At 68.8% G+C, this 19,576-nt stretch carries 19 protein-coding genes; 6 read left to right on the top strand and 13 right to left on the bottom strand.

Annotated elements, in window-relative coordinates; all coding sequences use genetic code 11:
* Positions 1–6 precede the first annotated feature (6 nt).
* The gene (locus tag AWU67_RS16065) at positions 7–1,023 is read right to left on the bottom strand and encodes a LacI family DNA-binding transcriptional regulator (RefSeq protein WP_067231413.1); all 1,017 of its coding nucleotides are present in this window, start codon (positions 1,021–1,023) and stop codon (positions 7–9) included.
* Between the two features lie 146 nt (positions 1,024–1,169).
* On the opposite strand from AWU67_RS16065, the gene AWU67_RS16060 reads away from it, so the two are divergent.
* Together AWU67_RS16060 and AWU67_RS16055 are read left to right on the top strand one after the other, a co-directional pair.
* Entirely contained in the window at positions 1,170–2,183 is a 1,014-nt protein-coding gene (locus AWU67_RS16060; RefSeq protein ID WP_067231410.1) for an ADP-ribosylglycohydrolase family protein, read from the top strand.
* Entirely contained in the window at positions 2,176–3,216 is a 1,041-nt protein-coding gene (locus AWU67_RS16055) for an ADP-ribosylglycohydrolase family protein (protein WP_067231407.1), read from the top strand. Before AWU67_RS16060 ends, AWU67_RS16055 begins: the two co-directional genes overlap by 8 nt.
* A gap of 258 nt (positions 3,217–3,474) precedes the next feature.
* Here the strand turns inward: AWU67_RS16055 and AWU67_RS16050 are convergent, their stop codons facing one another.
* The 3 genes from AWU67_RS16050 to AWU67_RS16040 all read right to left on the bottom strand — a co-directional run bounded on the left by AWU67_RS16050 (position 3,475) and on the right by AWU67_RS16040 (position 6,208).
* A complete protein-coding gene (locus AWU67_RS16050) occupies positions 3,475–4,011 on the bottom strand; it encodes a GNAT family N-acetyltransferase (protein ID WP_067231404.1) in 537 nt (178 codons plus the stop codon).
* A gap of 293 nt (positions 4,012–4,304) precedes the next feature.
* Entirely contained in the window at positions 4,305–4,958 is a 654-nt protein-coding gene (locus AWU67_RS16045) for a response regulator transcription factor (RefSeq protein ID WP_067232958.1), read from the bottom strand.
* Positions 4,955–6,208 carry a sensor histidine kinase gene (locus tag AWU67_RS16040; protein WP_234407290.1) on the bottom strand — a complete coding sequence of 418 codons (1,254 nt, stop codon included), beginning with the start codon at positions 6,206–6,208 and terminating at the stop codon, positions 4,955–4,957. The genes AWU67_RS16045 and AWU67_RS16040 overlap by 4 nt, the downstream gene beginning before the upstream one ends.
* A 209-nt stretch (positions 6,209–6,417) precedes the next feature.
* Between AWU67_RS16040 and AWU67_RS16035 the strand changes: the two genes are divergently transcribed.
* From AWU67_RS16035 to AWU67_RS16020, 4 genes are all read left to right on the top strand, one after another.
* The gene (locus tag AWU67_RS16035; RefSeq protein WP_067231397.1) at positions 6,418–6,891 is read left to right on the top strand and encodes a small multi-drug export protein; all 474 of its coding nucleotides are present in this window, start codon (positions 6,418–6,420) and stop codon (positions 6,889–6,891) included.
* A 93-nt stretch (positions 6,892–6,984) separates the two neighbouring features.
* Positions 6,985–7,410 carry a hypothetical protein gene (locus AWU67_RS16030; RefSeq protein ID WP_067231394.1) on the top strand — a complete coding sequence of 142 codons (426 nt, stop codon included), beginning with the start codon at positions 6,985–6,987 and terminating at the stop codon, positions 7,408–7,410.
* Complete coding sequence (locus AWU67_RS16025) at positions 7,404–7,628, top strand: helix-turn-helix transcriptional regulator (RefSeq protein WP_067231391.1); 225 nt, start codon at positions 7,404–7,406, stop codon at positions 7,626–7,628. The genes AWU67_RS16030 and AWU67_RS16025 overlap by 7 nt, the downstream gene beginning before the upstream one ends.
* 51 nt (positions 7,629–7,679) lie before the next feature.
* A complete protein-coding gene (locus tag AWU67_RS16020) occupies positions 7,680–8,651 on the top strand; it encodes an NAD(P)-dependent alcohol dehydrogenase (RefSeq protein WP_067231387.1) in 972 nt (323 codons plus the stop codon).
* A gap of 236 nt (positions 8,652–8,887) precedes the next feature.
* Here AWU67_RS16020 and AWU67_RS16015 read toward each other — a convergent pair whose 3' ends face one another.
* The 9 genes from AWU67_RS16015 to AWU67_RS15975 form a co-directional block, all read right to left on the bottom strand.
* Positions 8,888–10,387 (bottom strand): CoA-acylating methylmalonate-semialdehyde dehydrogenase, encoded by a 1,500-nt coding sequence (locus AWU67_RS16015; protein ID WP_067231384.1) that lies wholly within the window; start codon positions 10,385–10,387, stop codon positions 8,888–8,890.
* Between the two features lie 142 nt (positions 10,388–10,529).
* Positions 10,530–11,849: an aspartate aminotransferase family protein gene (locus tag AWU67_RS16010; RefSeq protein ID WP_067231382.1), complete on the bottom strand. Its 1,320-nt coding sequence runs from the start codon at positions 11,847–11,849 to the stop codon at positions 10,530–10,532.
* Positions 11,850–11,929: 80 nt separating this feature from the next.
* Positions 11,930–13,093, bottom strand: coding sequence for an ABC transporter substrate-binding protein (locus tag AWU67_RS16005; protein ID WP_067231379.1), 1,164 nt, complete (start codon positions 13,091–13,093; stop codon positions 11,930–11,932).
* Positions 13,094–13,240: 147 nt separating this feature from the next.
* Complete coding sequence (locus AWU67_RS16000) at positions 13,241–14,011, bottom strand: ABC transporter permease (RefSeq protein WP_129586753.1); 771 nt, start codon at positions 14,009–14,011, stop codon at positions 13,241–13,243.
* A gap of 50 nt (positions 14,012–14,061) precedes the next feature.
* The gene (locus AWU67_RS15995; protein ID WP_067231372.1) at positions 14,062–14,949 is read right to left on the bottom strand and encodes an ABC transporter ATP-binding protein; all 888 of its coding nucleotides are present in this window, start codon (positions 14,947–14,949) and stop codon (positions 14,062–14,064) included.
* Complete coding sequence (locus AWU67_RS15990; RefSeq protein ID WP_335339017.1) at positions 14,946–15,800, bottom strand: ABC transporter permease; 855 nt, start codon at positions 15,798–15,800, stop codon at positions 14,946–14,948. Before AWU67_RS15990 ends, AWU67_RS15995 begins: the two co-directional genes overlap by 4 nt.
* Positions 15,801–16,042: 242 nt before the next feature.
* Complete coding sequence (locus AWU67_RS15985; protein ID WP_067231368.1) at positions 16,043–17,059, bottom strand: TIGR03842 family LLM class F420-dependent oxidoreductase; 1,017 nt, start codon at positions 17,057–17,059, stop codon at positions 16,043–16,045.
* Between the two features lie 91 nt (positions 17,060–17,150).
* Positions 17,151–18,614: a dihydropyrimidinase gene (hydA, locus tag AWU67_RS15980; RefSeq protein WP_067231365.1), complete on the bottom strand. Its 1,464-nt coding sequence runs from the start codon at positions 18,612–18,614 to the stop codon at positions 17,151–17,153.
* A gap of 43 nt (positions 18,615–18,657) precedes the next feature.
* Complete coding sequence (locus tag AWU67_RS15975; RefSeq protein WP_129586752.1) at positions 18,658–19,521, bottom strand: nitrilase-related carbon-nitrogen hydrolase; 864 nt, start codon at positions 19,519–19,521, stop codon at positions 18,658–18,660.
* Between the last annotated feature and the right edge of the window lie 55 nt (positions 19,522–19,576).

The raw sequence follows: 19,576 nt of genomic DNA, 5'->3' as shown, positions 1-19,576 counted from the left end.
TTCCTTTCAGTGGGTGACAACAGTGCTGGACTCGCGGATGACGAGGTGCTGGGAGAGTCGAACGTGGCGGGTGACGTCATCGACGGAGCCGTTCAACCGGTCGAGCAGGAGTCGGGCGCTGGTGCGGCCGATCTCGCGCGCGGGGTTGTCCACGGTCGTCAGCGCGGGGGTGATCAGGCCGGCTGCCTCGATGTCGTCGTAGCCGGTGACCGCGATGTCCTGCGGGATCGAGAGGCCGCTGCCGCGCAGGGTGTCGATGACCCCGATCGCGATGAGGTCGTTGGCGCAGACGATCGCGTCGGGGAGGGTCTCCAGGTCGAGCAGCACGCGGGCCCCGGTCGCGCCGCCCTCGCGGGTGAACGCGGTGAACACGGACAGCTCGTCCTCCGCAGCGATGCCGGCGCGCAGCAGGGCGTCGCGGTAGCCGGAGTGGCGCAGGGTAGAGGTGAAGTCCTCGCGTTCGCCGCCGACGAAGGCGATGCGTCGGAAGCCGTTGCCGAGCAGGTGCTCGACGACGGAGGCGATGCCGGCCGCCTCGTCGACGTCGACGTAGTCGCTGCCGCTGACCCCGATGTCCTGTCCGAGGGCGACCACCTGGGTGCCAGACTGCTCGATCAGGTCGAGGTCGGCCTGCGTGCAGCCGTAGGTGGTGAGCACGATGCCGTCGACGCGACGGGCCAGCACATGCCGGAGCGTCTCGCTGACGCTGCGGGAGGGCAGCGCGACATCGTTGACAGAGAGCAGGTAGCCCTGCGGCATCAGGATGTCCTGGATGCCGACGGCGACGAGCGGGTAGAACGGGTTCGTGATGTCGGGCACGATCAGCGCGACCGACTCGGTGCGCTGGCTGCGAAGGCTGCGGGCGCCGGGGTGCGGCCGGTAGTTGAGCTTCTCGATCGCGGCCTCGACGCGGGTACGCGTGGCGGAGCTGACGGGGCGCTTGCCGCTGAGCACCTGGGAGACAGTGGACACGCTGACGCCGGCCTCGGTCGCGACGGCGACAATTCCGGTTGCACTGTTCATCGGGCTCCTCACGCATAACGTTTTGCGTTTTCTCAGTATTGGGCGATATATGCGGCAAAGTCAAATAAAATTCACCGCGCAATCAAAGCCATCTTTGCCTATATGGTGATCACTGACCCCGCAAAACGTAATGGTTTGGAAGCTACGTGACTACGATTCATGACCGCGCCCGCGGCGCCATCATCGGCCTCGCCATCGGCGACGCCATGGGTGCCCCCACGGAGGGCATGACGATCTCCGCGATCCGCGAGCAGTTCGGCCGGGTCACCGGATACCTGAGCGGCGACGCCGCCGGCACCGACGACACCGAGTACGCCGTGCTCTGCGCCCAGGGCGTGCTGGCCGAGGGCTCGGCGCTCAGTGCCGAGGGCGTCATGGCGCACTGGGTGCGCGCCGTCTCGCACCAGAAGGGCGGCTTCTACGGAGCCGGCTTCAGCGAGATGGTCGCCATCAGCAACTTCATCAAGGGCGTCACGCCACCGCGCAGCGGCCAGGAGAACTACGAGCAGTGGAGCGACGGCGCCGCCATGCGCGTCGCCCCGATCGGCATCTTCGCCCGCGGCAACGCGGCGGAGGCCGCCCGGCTCGCCGGCATCGACGCCTCAGTGAGCCATGCCCGCGACGGAATATATTGCGGTCAGGCGATCGCCGCCGCCGTCGCCGTCGCCATGGTCAGCGACGACTTCGAGGAGGTGCTCGCCGCCGGCGTCGGGGCGCTCCCGGTCGACTCCTGGTCGTACCGCCTCGTCACGCGTGCCATCGAGCTGGCCCGCGGCGCGGCATCCGTCGTCGAGGCCGAGAACACGCTCTACGACGAGATCTCGCTGCTGCACTACCCGTGGGCGGATGCCGGCCCCGAGGCACTCGCGCTGGCCTTCGGCCTCTACGCCGCGTGCAAGGGCGACTTCGCCACCGTGATCGAGTCCTCGGTGAACATCGGCCGCGACTCCGACACGATCGCCGCGATGACCGGCGCGATGGCCGGCGCCATGATCGGCTACTCGGCCATCCCCGAGGCGTGGAGCGCCCAGGTGATCCAGGTGATGGGCCGCTGCATTCTCTCCACCGCGGGAACCAACCTGCTCGAGCTCGCCGACGCCCTCGTCGAGCTGAGCCCCACCACTGCCCCCGAAAACACCGAGGAGCCCGCCCGTGTCTGATTCGCTGAGCCGCGCTGAGCGCGCCCACGGAACCCTGCTCGGCCTCGCCGTCGGCGACTCCCTCGGCATCGCCTCCGACTACCACCAGTCCATCCGCGACACGTGGGTGCGCGGCATGCTGTGGCGCGGCTCGGCCGAGCTCGACGCGCAGCGCGTCGCCCGCCCCATGCTGCCCTTCGCGCACAGCATGGGCTCCTCCAAGCCGCACGCGAGTGACGACCTCGAGACGGCCGTCGTCGCCGCCAAGGTGCTGCTCGACTGCACCGCCGCCGGCACGGAGCCCCGCGCCGAGGCCCTCTTCACCGGCTGGCAGGCCTACATGCTCGGCGACGACGTGTGGAGCGGCATCGCCGAGCGCTCGGCCATCATCAACACCCAGCGCGGCTACGTGCCCCCGATCACGGGCAACGACAACCCCGCCTTCTACACCGACAGCGCCATCCCGGCCGGCGCCAGCATCGGCCTGCGCTGTGCAGGCGACCCGTCGCGTGCGGCCGACATCGCCGCCGACTACGCGGCGATCACCCATGCAGAGGACGGCATCTGGGCCACCGCGGCCATGGCCGTCGCGATCGCGGCCCTGACCGGCGGAACGCCGCTCGAGGCCGCCCTCGCACTGGCCGAGGAGCAGATCCCCGCGACCAGCTGGCTCGGTGCGAATGTGGCCAGGGCCCGCGAGATCACGGATGCGGCGACCGGCGCGTTCGCGAGCATCCCCGCCCTCTCTGCCGCGCTCAACTCGCGCGAGTACAGCCACGGCGGCGTCGCTCCGGAAACCCTGCCGCTCGCTTTCTCGATCGTGCGCCTCTGCGAGGGCCGCCTGAGCGAGGCCCTGCTCGTCTCGCTGGCCTTCGGCCGCAAGTCGGACAGTCTGCCAGCCATGGTGGGCGCCCTCGTCGGAGCCATCGACCCGTCAGAGCTGCTCGGCACCAGCTGGGACACCGACCTCGATGCGGTGAAGGGCCTCTTCGTTCCCGCCATCGCCGGCACGTCGATCACGGAGTTGGCGGCCGCGCTCAGCAGCGCCCCCTGATGCTCCCCCCACGTTCGACAGGCCGAGCCGGCGGCCCCCAGCCGGTGGCCCTGTCGAACCGGTGATCGGGCGGGCCGCCCCGCTCCCCCGCGGGGCGCGCTGGCCCGATCACCACAGGCCCCGACAGGCTGCTCCGCTCCCCCGCCGAGCGGCCTGTCGGGGCCGCTTACTTTGCACGGGCCGCTTGCTTTGCACGAGGCCGCTCCACCTCCATAGGCCGCGCCGCCCAGGTGCTCCCGCTCTCGCGGTCCGAGCCGGTCAGCCGGCCAGCTGCTTGCGGAACCAGTGGTCGGCGTACGGGTCGTCGTTGTGCGGCGCCCCTTCTGTGTAGCCGACGGCCGCGTAGAGCCGGCGCGCCTCGACCAGGTCCGAGCGCGTGTCGAGCCGGAGCGCCGAGAGCCCGCGCGCCCGCGCCTGCGCCTCGAGCGCCCCCATCAGCTGGCGGCCGAGCCCCAGACCGCGCGCGGCGGCGTCGACGAACACCCGCGTCACCTCGCCCACGCGTTGCGGTGCCGCCGCCTCGCCCTCCGCACCGGGCGCGGCCGCCTCGGTGACGAAGCGCATGCCCGCGCACCCCAGCACCGTCCCGTCGCGCCGGGCGAGCAGCAGCAGCCCGTTCGGCTCCTCCAGGCGCTCCCCCGGGTACGAGGCGTCGACGTCCGCGATCTCGGCGGCGGTCGCGGGGCGGCCGTGATAGCGCGTGATCAAGTCGTCGAAGTAGCGCGCGGAGACCGCGCGGGCGGCGGCAGAGAACGGCGATTCGACGGCGATCAGGAGGGGCGAGGGTGCTGGCACAGCCTCGAGCCTACGAGATGGCGGATGCCGCGAGGGTGCGCCCGTGTTCACCGCCCGGCTGGATAGCACCGTGTCGTGCCGACATCCGCGAATCTGCCGCTCGCCCTGCCCGCCGGAACCGACATCCGCCTGCTGTTCCAGCGAATCCTGCACGACTGAGCGACGGGGTTTCGACAAGCTCAACCGGCGGGGGTGGCTCAACCGGGGGGGGCTCAACCGGGGGGGCTCAACCGGCGGGCGGGGGGAGGCCCAACCGGCGAGGGGGCCCAACCGGCGCCGAGCGGCGCGGCCGCCTAGATCCAGCCCTGCTGCCAGGCCTTCTCTGCGGCCTCGTGCCGGGAGGCCGCGTCGAGCTTCGTCATGGCGGCAGAGAGGTAATTGCGCACCGTGCCGGGGGCGAGGTGCAGCCGCTCGGCGATCTGCTGTACGCCGACGGCGGTGCGGCTGACCCGCAGCACATCCAGCTCGCGATCGGTGAGCGGGCAGCGCTCGGCCGACAGCGCGGCGGCCGCGATCTCGTGGTCGATGTAGCGCTTGCCCGCAGCCACATCGCGGATCACCGCAGCCAGCTCGCCGGCCGGCGTCGACTTCGGCACGAAGCCGGAGACCCGCGCCTCGAGCGCGCGCCGCAGCACGCCGGGGCGGGCGTGCCTGGTCACGATTATGACCCGGGTGCTCACCGTCGAGAGGATGCGCGCGGCCGCCTCGATGCCGTCGGCGTGCGGCATCTCGAGATCGAGCAGGCAGATGTCCGGCCGGGTCTGCAGTGCGAGCTCGGCGGCGGTGACGCCGTTGTCGGCGCTGGCCACCACCTCGATGTCCGGCTCGAGCCCGAGCAGCGCCTCGAGGGCGCCGCGGATCAGGTGTTCGTCGTCGGCGATGAGCAGGCGGATGACGCGCTGCCCGGTCTGCGCGGCATCCACGGCCGCGGCGGTGCCCGCGCTCATGCGCGCGCCCCCACCCGGGTCGGCACGCACACGGTCAGGCTGAACTGGCCGGCAGCCGGGTCGAGCACGGTGTCGATCTCGCCACCGACCGGGGCGAGCCGCTCCCGCAGGCCGGCCAGGCCGGTGCCCGCTGCACCGGATCCGGCGCCGACAACCCCGTCGTTGAGAATCTCCAGCGTGTACGCCTCGGCCGTCTCGCGGAACCGGATCGTCACGTGCGCGGCCTCGCTGTGACGCAGGATGTTGGTCGTCGCCTCGCGCACGGTCATTGCGAGCGCCCGGCGCAGATCGGTTCCGGCCGGCAACGGGTCGAGGTCCAGGGTGCAGCCGGCACCGGCCGCGGTCAGCACCTCGCGCGCATTCTGCAGCTCGTCATCGAGCGAGATCTCGCGATACCCGGAGACGAGCAGGCGGGTCTCTTCCAGCGCCTGGTTGGCAATGATGCGGGTCTCATGAATGTTGACCCTGGCCGCCTCGAGATCGAGGTCGAGCATCCGTTCGGCCAGCTCGGACTTGAGCGCGATGACCTGCAGGTGATGGCCCTGGATGTCGTGCAGATCAGCGGCGAAGCGCAGGCGCTCCTGCGCCACGGCGAGCTCGGCCGCCGTGCGGCGATGCCGGTCCAGCTCCACCACGATCTCCCACCACCAGAGGCCGCTGAGAAGCATCACCGGGAACATGACGCCGTAACAGATGAGCAGCCACGAGACATTGCCGGACGGGGTGTCCGGCAGGCTCCCGCCGACCGCCTGGGTGAGGAGGGGATGCAGCGCGATCGCCGCGAGACCGGCGGCGAGCAGCAGCCACCGCTGTCGTGTGGGCAGCAGGCAGGCCATCAGACAGAGCGCCATCCAGAGCGAGAACGTGGAGATGACACCGAGCCCGGGGCTGAAGAGCCCGAGAACCCAGGCCGCGACGGCCGGCGCGAGCAGCGCACCCGTCCAGGCCGGGCCGGGCAGGCCTCCGCCGCGCCCGCGCCGCAGGAACCAGCAATAGCGCAGTTGCACGGCGGCGGAGGCGAGGACCGCCCCGAGCACCGCGCCGTCCAGCGGCGCGCGAGAGGCGGAGAATTCCGCGGCCGACATCAGCACGAGACAGGAGGCGAGCGCGACGACAACGAACACGATCGAACCGAGCGTGTAGGTCCAGGTGGCGTGCACACCACGGCCGTGGTCGGAGCGCTCAGAGCGCGCGGGGGGAGCCTGTTCCGGCTCCGCCGAACGGGGACGCCGCAGGAGCGTCGGCATCATGCCTGCTGCGCTGGACGCGGAGCGGCGGACGGAGCGAAACGGTTCATGCGCTCCAGCGTAGAGCAGTGACATTTGTCACGTTCTCGCGGGCGAAAGTGCCACAAACAGCGTGACAGCGCGGCACTACTTCGCCTCCAGCGCCGTCGACAGGATGGAGATATCGCTTCACCACACACTCTCGGCCACGGCCACCACGAAAGGCACCACGAATGATCGACGCACTGCAAGACTTCACCTCCTCCTTCCCCGCTCTGCTGCAGTGGGTGGGCGTGATGCTCGTCGCGGCCATCCCGTTCGTCGACTCCTACCTCGGCTCGGTCATCGGCGTGCTCGCCGGCCTCAACCCCGTCGTCGCGATCGCAGCGGCGATCGTCGGCAACGTTCTGGCCATGCTGGTCTTCGTGTTCGCCGCGCACCGGGTGCGCTCCGGCGTCGTCAACTCCAAGACGCCGAAGGAGGAGTCGGCCCGCAGCAGAAAGGTGCGTGCCTGGTTCGACAAGTACGGCGTCGCCGGGGTGAGCCTGGTCGGGCCTGTCGTGCTGCCGAGCCAGTTCACCTCTGCCGCCATGGTCTCCTTCGGCGCGTCCAAGAATGCCGTCATCCTCTGGCAGGTCATCGCGATCACCATCTGGGGTGTGGTGTTCGGCACCCTCGCCACCGTCGGCATCACGCTCTCCCGCTAGCCCCGGCATCCTCGGAATGTAAAGAACTCTTGACACGATGTCTGCTCTGGCTTACATTCGGTGTCAAGAGTTCTTTACATGTCAGGAGCGGTGATGTCATCTGAAGAGAAGAGCACCTGGATCATGGGGGTCGTCGCAATCGGCGGCTACCTCAGCTACCTGATCATCATTCTGGGCGCCGGCACTCCCCTGCCCGAGGTCGACTACGTGCCGGCCATGCTGTGGACGATCGGCGGGGCCATCGTCGTGTCGATCGTGCTGCACATCATCATCGTCGGCATCTTCACCCCGCGGGCGGAGGCCAAGAAGGATCAGCGCGACCGCGAGATCTACGCGACGAGTGAGCGCATCGGCCAGTCCTTCCTCGTTGTCGGCGGCATCGCCGCCATGCTGCTGGCGATGTTCGAGCTCGGCTACTTCTGGATCGCGAACGTGCTCTACCTGTGCTTCGTTCTCTCGGCTGTGCTCAGCTGCACCACCAGGATCATCGCCTACCGCCGGGGGTTCCAGTCATGGTGAAGCCGACCCGCGTGACCAACGACATCCGCCGTCTGCGCTTCGAGCGCGGCGAGATGACCCAGGCCGAGCTCGCCGATCGCATCGGCGTGACCCGGCAGACCGTCATCGCCATCGAGCAGGGCCGCTACTCGCCCTCGCTCGAGATGGCCTTCCAGATCGCCCATGCGCTGGGCGTCTCGCTCGACACGGTCTTCCAGTACCCGGCGCAGCAACAGTAGGGCCCGGCCCCCAGCAGTAGGACCCGACCCACAACAGAAGGGATCCAGATCATGCGAGCAATAGTTCAAGACGAGTACGGCGACGTGGAGGCCCTGCGGCTGGACGACATCGCCACCCCGGCGCCCGGCGCCAACGAGGTGCTGATCCGGGTGAAGGCGGCCGGCGTCGATGCCGGCGTCTGGCACCTGATGACGGGGCGCCCGTATCTGGCGCGCGTCATGGGCTTCGGCCTGCGCCGCCCGAAGACGAAGGTCAAGGGGCGCGAGGTGGCCGGTGTCATCGCGGCGCTCGGAGAACGGGTCAGCGGATTCGCGGTCGGCGATGAGGTCTACGGCTACTGCGAGGGCGCCTTCGCCGACTTCGTCTGCGCCCGGGCCGACCGCATCGCCGCCAAGCCGGCGTCGCTGAGCTTCGAGCAGGCGGCTGCCCTGCCGATCTCGGCGGGCACCGCGCTGCAGGCCGTGCGCGACAGCGGCGCGGTGAAGGCCGGCCAGAGCGTGCTCGTGATCGGGGCGGCCGGCGGTGTCGGGGCCTTCGCGGTGCAGATCGCCAAGGAGCTCGGGGCGCGGGTGACGGGCGTCACCAGCACCGGGAAGCTCGAGTTGGTGCGCTCGCTCGGCGCCGACCAGGTCATCGATTACACGCGCGAGTCGTTCACCAACGGCTCGCGCCAGTTCGACGTGATCATCGACACGGCCGGCCACCGTCCGGTCGCGGAGCTGCGCCGCGCCCTCACCCCGCAGGGCACGCTCGTGATCGTCGGGTCCGAGGTCGATGCCCCCGTGTTCGGCGGGATGGGGCGCCCGGTCGGCGCAAGCCTGAAGTCGCCGTTCGTCGGCCACACTCTGCGCATGCTGGCGGCCACCGAGAACGCCGGCCTGCTGCACTCGCTGACCGAGCTGATCGAGGCGGGCACGCTCAGGCCCGTGATCGACTCCCGCTACCCGCTGGCGGAGGCACCGGCGGCGATCCGGCACTGGCGCGACGACCACCCCGCTGGCAAGGTCGTCATCACCGTCTGACCCGGATGCCGGGCGCCGCGGCATCCGCGCACCGCAATGCGTCGGGCCGTCCGTCGCGGCACGCGAAAAGTCTCGCGGCCCCCGATAAATCGGGGGCCGCGAGACTTTTCGGGGGCCGCGAGCGGGTTCCCCCAGGGCGGCGTTGCGCGCAGTTGGCTTCGGTCGCAAGCTCCCTCGAGCCAACGGGAAGAGGCTCCCCCGGCGGATGCCGGAGGAGCCCCTCTCACAGGTCGCCGCTAGTGGTTCTGCGGGAAGCCCAGGTTCAGGCCGCCGTGGCTCGGGTCGAGCCAGCGCGAGGTGATGGCCTTCTCGCGGGTGAAGAAGGCGATGCCGGCCGGGCCGTACGCCTTCGCGTCGCCGAACGCCGAGTTCTTCCAGCCACCGAAGGAGTGGTACGCCACCGGCACGGGAATCGGCACGTTGATGCCGATCATGCCGACGGTCACCTCGTTCTGGAAGCGCCGGGCTGCACCACCGTCGTTGGTGAAGATGGCGGTTCCGTTGCCGTACTGGCTCGAGTTGATGATGTCGAGGCCCTGCTCGTAGCCGTCGACGCGCACGATCGACAGCACCGGGCCGAAGATCTCGTCGGTGTAGGCGGCCGAGTCCAGCGGCACCCGGTCGAGCAGGGTCGGGCCGAGCCAGAAGCCGTCGGCGTCGCCGTCGACCTCGATGCCGCGGCCGTCCACGACGACGGTCGCGCCGTCGGCCGCCGCGATGTCGATGTAGCTGGACACCTTGTCGCGGTGAACCTCGGTGATGAGCGGGCCCATGTCGCAGCCGCGGGTGCCGTCACCGGTCTTCAGGGTCGCCATGCGCTCGGTGATCTTGCCGATCAGGGCGTCGGCGACGGCGTCGACGGCCAGGATCACGCTGATCGCCATGCAGCGCTCACCGGCCGAGCCGAAGCCCGCGTTGACGGCGGCGTCGGCGGCCAGGTCGAGGTCGGCGTCCGGGAGCACCAGCATGTGGTTCTTCGCGCCGCCGAGTGCCTGCACCCGCTTGCCGTGAGCGCTGGCGGTCTCGTAGATGTAGCGCGCGATCGGGGTCGATCCGACGAAGGAAATCGAGGCGACGTCCGGGTTCACCAGCAGCGCGTCGACGGCCTCCTTGTCGCCGTGCACGACGTTGAAGACACCGTCGGGCAGACCGGCGTCCTTGAACATCTGGGCCATGAAGTTGGCAGAGGACGGGTCCTTCTCCGAGGGCTTCAGCACGACCGTGTTGCCGGCGGCGATGGCCAGCGGGAAGAACCAGAGCGGCACCATGGCGGGGAAGTTGAACGGGCTGATGATGCCGACGACGCCGACCGGCTGCTTGAGCGAGTACACGTCGACACCGGTGGAGACGTTCTCGGAGTAGTCGCCCTTCAGCAGGGTCGGCATGCTGCAGGCGTACTCGACGACCTCGAGGCCGCGGGCGATCTCGCCGGCGGCATCCGAGAGCACCTTGCCGTGCTCGCTGGTGAGGATCGCAGCCAGCTCGGGCGTGCGCTTGTGCAGCAGCTCGCGGAAGTTGAACATGATGTTCTGGCGCTTCGCGATCGACATGTCGCGCCAGGCCGGGAGTGCAGCCTTGGCAACAGCAACGACGCTGTCAACATCGGCGGTGCTGGCCATCAGCACGTTCTTCTCGGCGACGCCGCGGGCCGGGTTGAAGACGGGAGCGGTGCGCGTGGACGTTCCGGCTGCGGGTGCGCCGTTGACCCAGTGCTGGACGGTGGGGATTTCGGACATTGCGGTGTTTCCTTTTCTATTGTGAAAATCAGGGTGCGGGATCTCGATACGGCCCTGGCAGGCCTACTCGATCAACGGAGAGGTGGAACCTCCCGCTGGTCGAGTAGCGCCGCCTGCGGCGTATCGAGACCGAGTGAGCGGGCTAGATCAGATCGAGCGAGAGCACCTCGTCGTAGATGGCCATCGCCTCGGCGACCTCCTCCGGCGTGACGACGCACGGCGGCACGACGTGGATGCGGTTGTCGGCCAGGAAGGGCAGCAGGCCGCGGGCGACGAGCTCCCTCTTGATCCGGCCCATCACGGCGGCGCTGACCGGCTGGCGGGTGGCCCGGTCGGCCACCAGCTCGACCGCCCAGAACACGCCCTCGCCGCGCACCTCGCCGATGATGTCGTGCTTCTCGGCCAGCGCAGCCAGGGCGGGCCCGATGTGCTCGCGGCCGACGGTCGCCGCGTTCTCGACGATGCCCTCTGAGGCCATCGTGTCGAGGGCCGCTACGATCGAGGCCATCGCCAGCGGGTGGCCGCTGTAGGTGAGGCCGCCGGGGAACACCCGGTCGTTGAAGAAGTCGGCGATGGGGTCGCTGATGACGACACCGCCCACCGGCACGTAGCCGGAGTTGACGCCCTTGGCGAAGGTGATCAGGTCGGGCACCACGTCGTAGCCGTCGAAGGCGAACCAGCGACCGGTGCGGCCGAAGCCGCACATGACCTCGTCGAGGATCAGCATGATGCCGTGGCGGGTGGCGAGCTCGCGCACGCCGGCCAGGTAGCCGGGCGGCGGCAGCAGCACGCCGGCGGTGCCGGGGATCGTCTCGAGCAGGATCGCGGCGATCGACGCCGGGCCCTCACTCAGGATGACGCGCTCCAGGTGCTGCAGAGCGCGCTCCGACTCCTGCTCCGGCGTGGTCGCCCAGAAGTCGCTGCGGTAGGCATACGGACCGAAGAAGTGCACGTGGCCGGTGGCGTACTCGTTCGGGATGCGGCGCCAGTCGCCGGTTGCGACGACGGCGGAGCCGGTGTTGCCGTGGTACGAGCGGTAGGTGCTGAGCACCTTGTCGCGGCCCGTGAACTGGCGCGCCATGCGGATCGCGTTCTCGTTGGCATCCGCCCCACCGTTGGTGAAGAAGACCTTGTTGAATCCCTCCGGCGCGCGGTCGGCGATGCGCTTGGCCGCCTCGCCGCGGGCCAGGTTGGCGGTCGCGGGGGCGATGGTGGCGAGCAGGCTGGCCTGCTCCTGGATGGCGGAGATGACGGCGGGGTGCTGGTGCCCGATGTTGACATTCACGAGCTGGCTCGAGAAGTCGAGGTAGCTGGTTCCCTCATGGTTCCAGACCCGCGACCCCCTGCCGCCTGCGATCACGAACGGAGCGAGAGCGGCCTGCGCCGACCACGAGTGGAAGACGTGCCGCTGGTCGAGCTCCGCCGTGATGGCGTCGAGATCGGGGTTGGGTGTTTCGAGCATGTGCGTTGGTGCCTTTCAGATGGTGCTGTGGTGGTTCCGACAGGCCCACCCGTCACTGGTTGGGCCTGTCGGAACCGGGGTTAGTTGCCGCCCTCGGCGAGGGTGACAGTGATGGGCTTGAAGCTCTCGCCCGTCACATCGACTCCCTCAGCTTTGAGTTCGTCGAGTGCTTTGGTGATCCAGTCGTTCGACCAGGCGGATGCCGGCGGCGCCTTCGTGATCGGCGATGCGCCGGTCTCGTTGACGGCCGAGATGGCACCCTTGACGGTCGCGTCCCAGGCCTTCTCGTCGATCATGCCGATGCCGTTCTCGGCCGGCCAGATGAGCTTGTTGGTCTCGTTGACCATCCACAGCTCGTGGCTCGGGCCCCAGTTGGAACCGGCGGCGATGGTGACTTCCGAGGCCTTCTCGGGGTTCTCCGCCGCGTAGATCCAGCCCTTGACGACGGCCTTCAAGAATTTGACGGTCGTGTCCTGGTAGGCCGTGTCGCTCTCCAGCCGCGCGGTGTCGGCCCAGATGGCGTCCTGCAACATCGCCCCGACGGTGTCCTGGTAGCTGATCACGTTGAAGTCGGCCGGCGTGTACTGCTTGCCGGTCTTGGGGTCGACGGCCTCGAGCAGCTGCGCGTACTCGTTGTAGGTCATGGCCTGGGCGGCGTCGATGTCACCCTGCAGGAAGGCGTTCATGTTGAAGTCCTGCGTGATGATCTGCACGGTGGAGGAGTCCAGGCCCTCAGCGGCCATGGCGGCGAAGATCTCCCACTCGTTGCCGAAGCCCCACGAGCCGATCTTCTTGCCCTCGAAGTCGGCGACAGAGTTGATGCCGGAATCCGCCCACGACACCTGCAGGGTGCCGGAGCGCTGGAAGATCTGCGCGATGTCGGTGATGTTGGCGCCGGCTTCGACCGAGCCGAGCGCCTTCGGCACCCAGGCGATGGCGTAGTCGACGTCGCCGTTGGCGAGGGCGTCCTGCGGCACAATGTCGCCGCCGGACGGGATGATCTCAACGTCCAACCCCTCGTCGGCGAAGTAGCCCTGGTCTTGAGCGGCGAAGTAGCCGGCGAACTGGCCCTGCGGCAGCCACTGCAGCTGGAGCTTGACCGCGGTGGTGCCGCCGTCGGCGCCATCGGTCGAGCCACCCGAACCTCCGGAGGTGTCGCCAGAACCGGAACAAGCGGAGAGTACGAGCGCTGCCGAGAGTGTGAGCGCGCCCAGTGTCGCGAGGCGACGTGTGCTGTGTTTCATTTCAGTCCTTTCCCTGCCCTAGATGTTGTTGGTGCCGTGGTGCCTGTGTTGCTGTGCGTTGCCTTGTCGTGCGTTGCCTTGCCTTGCCGTGCGTTGTGTTGGGTTGTGGTCGCCTCGGCGCCGGGTGGGCCGAGGACGTTGTGTGGGCTACGAACCGCCCCCGCGCCGATTGGCGAGGCGTTCGAGCGCGAGCGTCGCGACGTAGAAGAGCAGGCCGAGAACGATGGATGCCACGACGTAGGCCCACGCCCTGGCATAGGCGCTGGAGGCGGCCGACGTCGAGATCAGGCCGCCGAGCCCGCCCCGCGGGCCGCCGAAGTACTCGGCGACGAGGGCCGAGATGACGGCCAGCGATGAGGCGATGCGGATGCCGGTGAAGATGAACGGTTTCGCCGTCGGCAGGGTCACCGTCCGCAGCACCTGGCTGGAGGACGCGGCGTAGACCCGCATCAGGTCGCGGTGCACGGCCCGCGTCTGCCGGAACCCCCGCAGCGTGTTGATGAAGATCGGAACGAAGGTGGCGAGTGCCGCGATGGCCTGTCGGCTGAACTGGCTGTCCGCGCCGAACATCGAGTTCAGCACCGGGGCGAGGGCGACGATCGGGATGACGGCGATCGAGGCGACGATGGGCGCGCTCATACCGTCGGCCAGGCGCGAGTTCGCGGCCAGCGCCGCCAGACCGATGCCGAGGATCGAGCCGACGATGAGGCCGATCAGGGCGTTCGTTCCGGTGATGGCCATGGCGGAGAGGATCGACGGCAGGTACTCCACGAACTGGGTGGCGATGGATGCCGGGCTCGGCAGCAGGTACTCGCTGACGCCGACGACGCTGACCAGGAACTGCCAAACACCGAGCACGATCACGCCGACCGAGATGGGCGCGACGATGCGCAGCACACGCTCGGTGCGCGCACTCATCGGCTTCCTGCCGGGCGCCGCGCCCGTTCTCGATACCGTCGCGGAGCTCATCAGCGGGTCTCCGCCCCGCGCACGTTCACCGGCACGGATGCCGTGCCGAGGCCCGCCGTCTGGATGCCGCCGGTGCCCGGGTTTCCGCCGTGCAATGCCTCGCGCACCGCGGTGATCATCTCGAAGTAGCGGGTGTCCTCGCGCAGCGACTCCGTGCGCTCGTCGTCCAGGCGCATCGTCACGATCTCCTGAATCCGGCCGGGGCGCGCCGACATGACGACGACCCGGTCAGAGAGGTAGACGGCCTCGGGGATGGAGTGGGTCACGAAGACCACGGCCGCCCCGGTCTCGGCGCAGATGCGCACCAGCTCGGTCTGCATCCGCTCCCGCGTCATCTCGTCGAGGGCGCCGAACGGCTCGTCCATGAGAAGCAGTTTCGGATTCTCGGCCAGCGAGCGGGCGATGGCGACGCGCTGCTGCATGCCGCCGGAGAGCTGGTCGGGGTAGCGGTCGGCGAACTCGGTCAGGCCGACCATGTCGAGCAGCTCGGCAACCCGGGCGGCGCGGGCCGCGGCGGCGACGCCGTGCAGTTCGAGCGGCAGAGCGACGTTCGCGGCGACCGTGCGCCACGGCAGCAGGCCGGCCTGCTGGAAGGCGATGCCGTAGTCCTGGTCGAGCCGGGCCTGGCCGGCGCTCTTGCCGAACACGGCGACGCGGCCGGTGCTGGGCTGGTCGAGGTCGGCGATGATGCGCAGCAGGGTCGACTTGCCGCATCCGCTCGGTCCGATCAGCGACACGAACTCGCCGGCCTTGACCGAGAGCTCGATGCCTTGCAGGGCGCGCACCTGGCCGCTGCGGGTCTCGAACGTCTTGTCGACGCCGACGACGGTGACGGCATCGGCCGTGACAGCGTCGGCGGCTGCGGCGGTCTGTGAGATGTGAGTCATGCGTTGACCTCCACGCGTCGGTAGTTCTTGAGGAAGACGCCGAGCAGGGCGATGGAGCCCGCCACGACGAGGCCGAGCACGATGGCGCCGAAGATCGGCCCCCATGCCTTGGCGGGGTCGCCGCTGGCCTGGCCGGCGTACTGGATGAGGATGCGGCCGAGGCCACCCTGCAGGCCGGTCGACACCTCGGCGACGACGGCACCGATCACGGCGTTGGCCGCGCCCAGGCGCAGTGCGGGCAGCAGGTAGGGCACGGATGCCGGCACGCGCAGTTTCACGAGCGTGCGCCACCAGCCGATGCCGTAGCTGTGCATCAGTTCGGTGTGGATCACGTCGGGCGACTGCAGTCCGCGCAGCGCGCCGATTGCGATCGGGAAGAAGGCGAGGTAGCTGGCGATGAGTGCGACCGACATCCAGTCGGCCCACTCGAAGCCGCCGATCTGGATCTTGGAGCCCCAGCTGCGCACGATCGGCGCGAAGGCGATCAGCGGCACGGTCTGGCTGAGGATGATCCAGGGCAGCAGGCCCCACTCGGCCAGCCGCCAGCGCAGCATCACCAGGGCGAGGCCGACGCCGACGACGAGGCCGACCAGCCAGCCGACGGCGGCGATGCCGAGGGTGACGAGGGCGCCGGCGCCGACGGCCGCCCAGAGCGGGGCAGCGCCCTCAGCCCTGGTCACCGGTTCGAACAGGCGGGCCAGCATGTCCCAGATGTGCGGCATGGACAGATCGGTGGTGCGCGGCAGCACCCGCAGCTCGCCGATCACGACGCCGTCGGCGGGAGCGAGCAGCTTGTACAGCTCCCAGACGATGACGATCGCGGCCAGGCCGAGTGCGCCGTACGCCCACACCTGCAGCTCCCGGGCGCCGCGCGGTGTCTGGCGCGCCTTGGTCTCGATACGCTCGTTCCTCGCTACTCGACCAGCGGGGTTTCCGCGACCAGCGGGGTTCCCGCGACCAGCGGGGTTCCCGCGACCAGCGGGGTTTTCGGCCCCAGACCGTTGGTCGAGTAGGCCGCCCGCGGCCGTATCGAGGCCTGGTGACCCGGTCTCGAGACCGGTGCCACCTCCTCCAGCTTCTGCGTTCGTCACTGTCATGCCTTGGCCGTGATGTGATCGCTGAGGGCCGGGATGATCGTCTCCCCGTATACCCGCAGCGTCTCCTCTTTGTTGTCGTGCTGCAGGTAGCCGGCGAATTGGTCGACGCCGAGCGCCTTGAGCGCCTCGAGCTTCTCGATGTGCTCCTTGGCGGTGCCCATGATGCAGAAGCGGTCGACGATCTCGTCCGGAACGAAGCTGGCGTGCGTGTTGCCGGAGCGGCCGTGCTCGTTGTAGTCGTAGCCCTCGCGCGACTTGATGTAGTCGGTGAGCGCCTCCGGCACATCGCCGTGCGCGCCGTACTTGGCCACGATGTCGGCCACGTGGTTGCCGACCATGCCGCCGAACCAGCGGCACTGGTCGCGCATGTGCTCCCAGTCGTCGCCGATGTACATCGGGGCGGCGACGCAGAACTTGATCGACATCGGGTCGCGCCCGGCCGCCTCTGCCGCAGCCCGCACAGTCTTGATCATCCACGCGGCGATGTCGACATCCGCCAGCTGCAAGATGAAGCCGTCGCCGACCTCGCCGGTGAGCTTGAGCGCGAGCGGACCGTATGCGGCCACCCAGACGTCGAGCTTGGAGCCGACGCTCCACGGGAACTGCAGAGTGGAGCCGTTGTACTCGACCGAGCGCGAGTTGGCCAGCTCACGGATGACGTGGATGGAGTCCCGCAGCGTCTTCAGCGTGGTCGGGGCGCCGTTGGTGACGCGCACGGCGGAGTCGCCGCGGCCGATGCCGCAGATGGTGCGGTTGCCGTACATCTCGTTGAGGGTGGCGTAGAGCGAGGCGGTGACCGTCCAGTCCCGGGTGGCCGGGTTGGTGACCATCGGGCCGACGATGACCTTGCGCGTCTCGGCCAGGATCTGGCTGTAGATCACGTACGGCTCCTGCCAGAGCAGGTGCGAGTCGAAGGTCCACACATGGCTGAAGCCGTGGTCCTCTGCCAGCTTGGCCAGTTGCACCGTGCGCGCCGAGGGTGGGTTGGTCTGCAGTACCGCTCCAAAATCCATCTGGTTCCCGTTTCTAACGAAGTGTGCCGAATCGCGTGTCTGTGTGTCTATGGGGCGGATGCCGGATTTCTCCGGCATCCGCCGGCGTGCTCTAGATCAGGTACTGGCTGAGCCCCCGCCTGACGAACTGGCCGTCACCCTTCTGGCCGACGTACTGCCGGTCGGTGACGACGACCTTGCCGCGTGAGAGCACGGTGTCGACGTGGCCGTCGATCTCGTAGCCCTCCCAGGCGGAGTGGTCCATGTTCATGTGGTGGCTGCGCCCGGTCGGCTTGCCGTCTTTATCGACGGGGTAGCCGATCGAGGTGTGCCCGTTCGGGTCGTAGACGACGATGTCTGCGTCGGCACCGGGCTGGATGACGCCCTTCTTGCCGTACAGGCCGAACATGCGCGCCGGGGTGGTGCTGGTGATCTCCACCCAGCGCTCCAACGAGATCTGACCGTCGACGACGCCCTGGTAGAGCAGGTCCATGCGGTGCTCGACCGAGCCGATGCCGTTCGGGATCTTGGAGAAGTCGCCAAGGCCCAGATCCTTCTGCCCCTTCATGCAGAACGGGCAGTGGTCGGTGGAGACCATCTGGATGTCGTTGGTGCGCAGGCTCTGCCACATGTGGTGCTGGTGGCCCTCCTCCTTGGAACGCAGCGGCGTCGAGCACACCCACTTGGCACCCTCGAAGTTGCCCCACTCGTCGCTCGATGCGCCCAGCTGGTCCTCCAACGAGAGGTAGAGGTACTGCGGGCAGGTCTCGCCGAACACGTTCTGGCCGTTGTCGCGGGCCGCGGCCAGCTGCTCAACGGCCTGCTTCGCGCTCACGTGCACGACATACAGCGGCGCCCCGGTGAGGTTGGCCAGCATGATGGCGCGGTGCGTGGCCTCCTCCTCCATCTGCCAGGCGCGAGCGACCCCGTGGTAGTACGGGTCGGTCTTGCCTTGCGCGAGCAGCTGCTCGACGAGCACGTCGATGGCCGGGCCGTTCTCGGCGTGCATCATCGTCATCATGCCGGTGTCGGCTGCCACCTGCATGGCCCGCAGGATCTGGGCGTCGTCGCTGTAGAAGACGCCGGGGTAGGCCATGAACATCTTGTAGCTCGAGATGCCCTCATCGGGCAGGCCGCGCAGCGCCAGCAACGACTCCGGGTTCACGTCGCCGACGATCTGGTGGAACGCGTAGTCGATGGCGCACTGGCCAGCGGCCATTCCGTGCCAGGTGGCCAGGCCGTCCTGCACCTTCTGACCGTGCGTCTGCACGGCGAAGTCGATGATGGTCGTCGTGCCGCCCCAGGCGGCTGCCCGGGTGCCCGTCTCGAAGTTGTCGGATGCCGCGGTGCCGCCGAACGGCAGCGACATGTGCGTGTGCGCATCGATGCCGCCGGGGATCACATACTTGCCGGTGGCGTCGATGACGGTGTCGACGCCGGCCGTGAGGTCGGTGCCGAGCAGCACGCTGCCGCGCGCCAGCACCGCCACGATGCGCTCGCCGTCGATGAGCACGTCGGCCTCCGCCCGGCCCGTTGAGGTGACCACGGTGCCGCCGGTGATGAGGGTCGTTGCCATGTCGTTTCCCCTTTTCCTGGTCCTCTTCTCGTTCTGTTGGTGGTTACGGCTTCGGGATCGAGGTGTAGGACTCGGGCCGGCGGTCGCGGAAGAACTGCCAGTCGTTGCGCACCTGGCGCACCAGGCTCATGTCGAGGTCGCGCACCAGCACCTCCTCGTCGGTGGCGGAGCCGAGCTCGCCGACCCAGTTGCCGCGCGGGTCGAGCACCTGGCTGGAGCCGTAGAACGTGACGGCGAGGTCGCCGTACTCGTTGTCCTCGCGGCCGACGCGGTTGGAGGCGGCGACGAACATGCCGTTGGCGGCGGCCGCGGCGGCCTGCTCAATCTCCCAGAGCCGGTTGGAGAGGCCCGGCTTGGTGGCGTTCGGGTTGAACACGATCTGCGCGCCGTTCAGGGCGAGCTCACGCCAGCCCTCGGGGAAGTGCCGGTCGTAGCAGATGTAGACGCCGATGGGCCCGACGGAGGTGTTGAAGACGGGGTAGCCCATGTTGCCGGGACGGAAGTAGAACTTCTCCCAGAACTTGTCGAGGTGGGGGATGTGGTGCTTGCGGTACTGGCCGAGGATCGTGCCGTCGGAGTCGACCACGACGGCGGTGTTGTAGTAAACGCCGGGCTGGTCTTCCTCGTAGATCGGGAGCACCATCACCATCTCGAGTTCCTTGGCGAGGGCGGCGAAGCGCTGCACGATCGGGCCGTCGGAGGGCTCCGCGTAGTCGTAGTACTTCGCATCCTCGGTGATGCCGAAGTAGGGGCCGTAGAACAGCTCCTGGAAGCAGATCACCTGAGCGCCCTGCTCCTTCGCGGTGCGGGCGAACTGCTCGTGCTTGTCGAGCATGGACTCTTTATCGCCGGTCCAGGTGGTCTGGGTGAGTGCTGCACGAACGATTTTGGGGGTGTCGCCGGTCATTTTGCCTCCACTTGCGCCGATTTCAAACAGGGTTTGAGCCGCGTTGCGTGTTGCG

It is taken from the genome of Microterricola viridarii (assembly GCF_001542775.1).
GTDB lineage: Bacteria > Actinomycetota > Actinomycetes > Actinomycetales > Microbacteriaceae > Microterricola > Microterricola viridarii_A.
This window is presented reverse-complemented; position numbering and strand designations above follow the sequence as displayed.

Coding starts and splice junctions, on each gene's coding strand:
- AWU67_RS16065 (WP_067231413.1), bottom strand. CDS start 1,023: ATGAACAGTGCAACCGGAATTGTCGCCGTCGCGACCGAGGCCGGCGTC.
- AWU67_RS16045 (WP_067232958.1), bottom strand. CDS start 4,958: ATGAGCGCGGGCACCGCCGCGGCCGTGGATGCCGCGCAGACCGGGCAG.
- AWU67_RS16040 (WP_234407290.1), bottom strand. CDS start 6,208: ATGATGCCGACGCTCCTGCGGCGTCCCCGTTCGGCGGAGCCGGAACAG.
- AWU67_RS16035 (WP_067231397.1), top strand. CDS start 6,418: ATGATCGACGCACTGCAAGACTTCACCTCCTCCTTCCCCGCTCTGCTG.
- AWU67_RS16030 (WP_067231394.1), top strand. CDS start 6,985: ATGTCATCTGAAGAGAAGAGCACCTGGATCATGGGGGTCGTCGCAATC.
- AWU67_RS16025 (WP_067231391.1), top strand. CDS start 7,404: ATGGTGAAGCCGACCCGCGTGACCAACGACATCCGCCGTCTGCGCTTC.
- AWU67_RS16020 (WP_067231387.1), top strand. CDS start 7,680: ATGCGAGCAATAGTTCAAGACGAGTACGGCGACGTGGAGGCCCTGCGG.
- AWU67_RS16015 (WP_067231384.1), bottom strand. CDS start 10,387: ATGTCCGAAATCCCCACCGTCCAGCACTGGGTCAACGGCGCACCCGCA.
- AWU67_RS16010 (WP_067231382.1), bottom strand. CDS start 11,849: ATGCTCGAAACACCCAACCCCGATCTCGACGCCATCACGGCGGAGCTC.
- AWU67_RS16005 (WP_067231379.1), bottom strand. CDS start 13,093: ATGAAACACAGCACACGTCGCCTCGCGACACTGGGCGCGCTCACACTC.
- AWU67_RS16000 (WP_129586753.1), bottom strand. CDS start 14,011: ATGAGTGCGCGCACCGAGCGTGTGCTGCGCATCGTCGCGCCCATCTCG.
- AWU67_RS15995 (WP_067231372.1), bottom strand. CDS start 14,949: ATGACTCACATCTCACAGACCGCCGCAGCCGCCGACGCTGTCACGGCC.
- AWU67_RS15985 (WP_067231368.1), bottom strand. CDS start 17,059: ATGGATTTTGGAGCGGTACTGCAGACCAACCCACCCTCGGCGCGCACG.
- hydA (WP_067231365.1), bottom strand. CDS start 18,614: ATGGCAACGACCCTCATCACCGGCGGCACCGTGGTCACCTCAACGGGC.
- AWU67_RS15975 (WP_129586752.1), bottom strand. CDS start 19,521: ATGACCGGCGACACCCCCAAAATCGTTCGTGCAGCACTCACCCAGACC.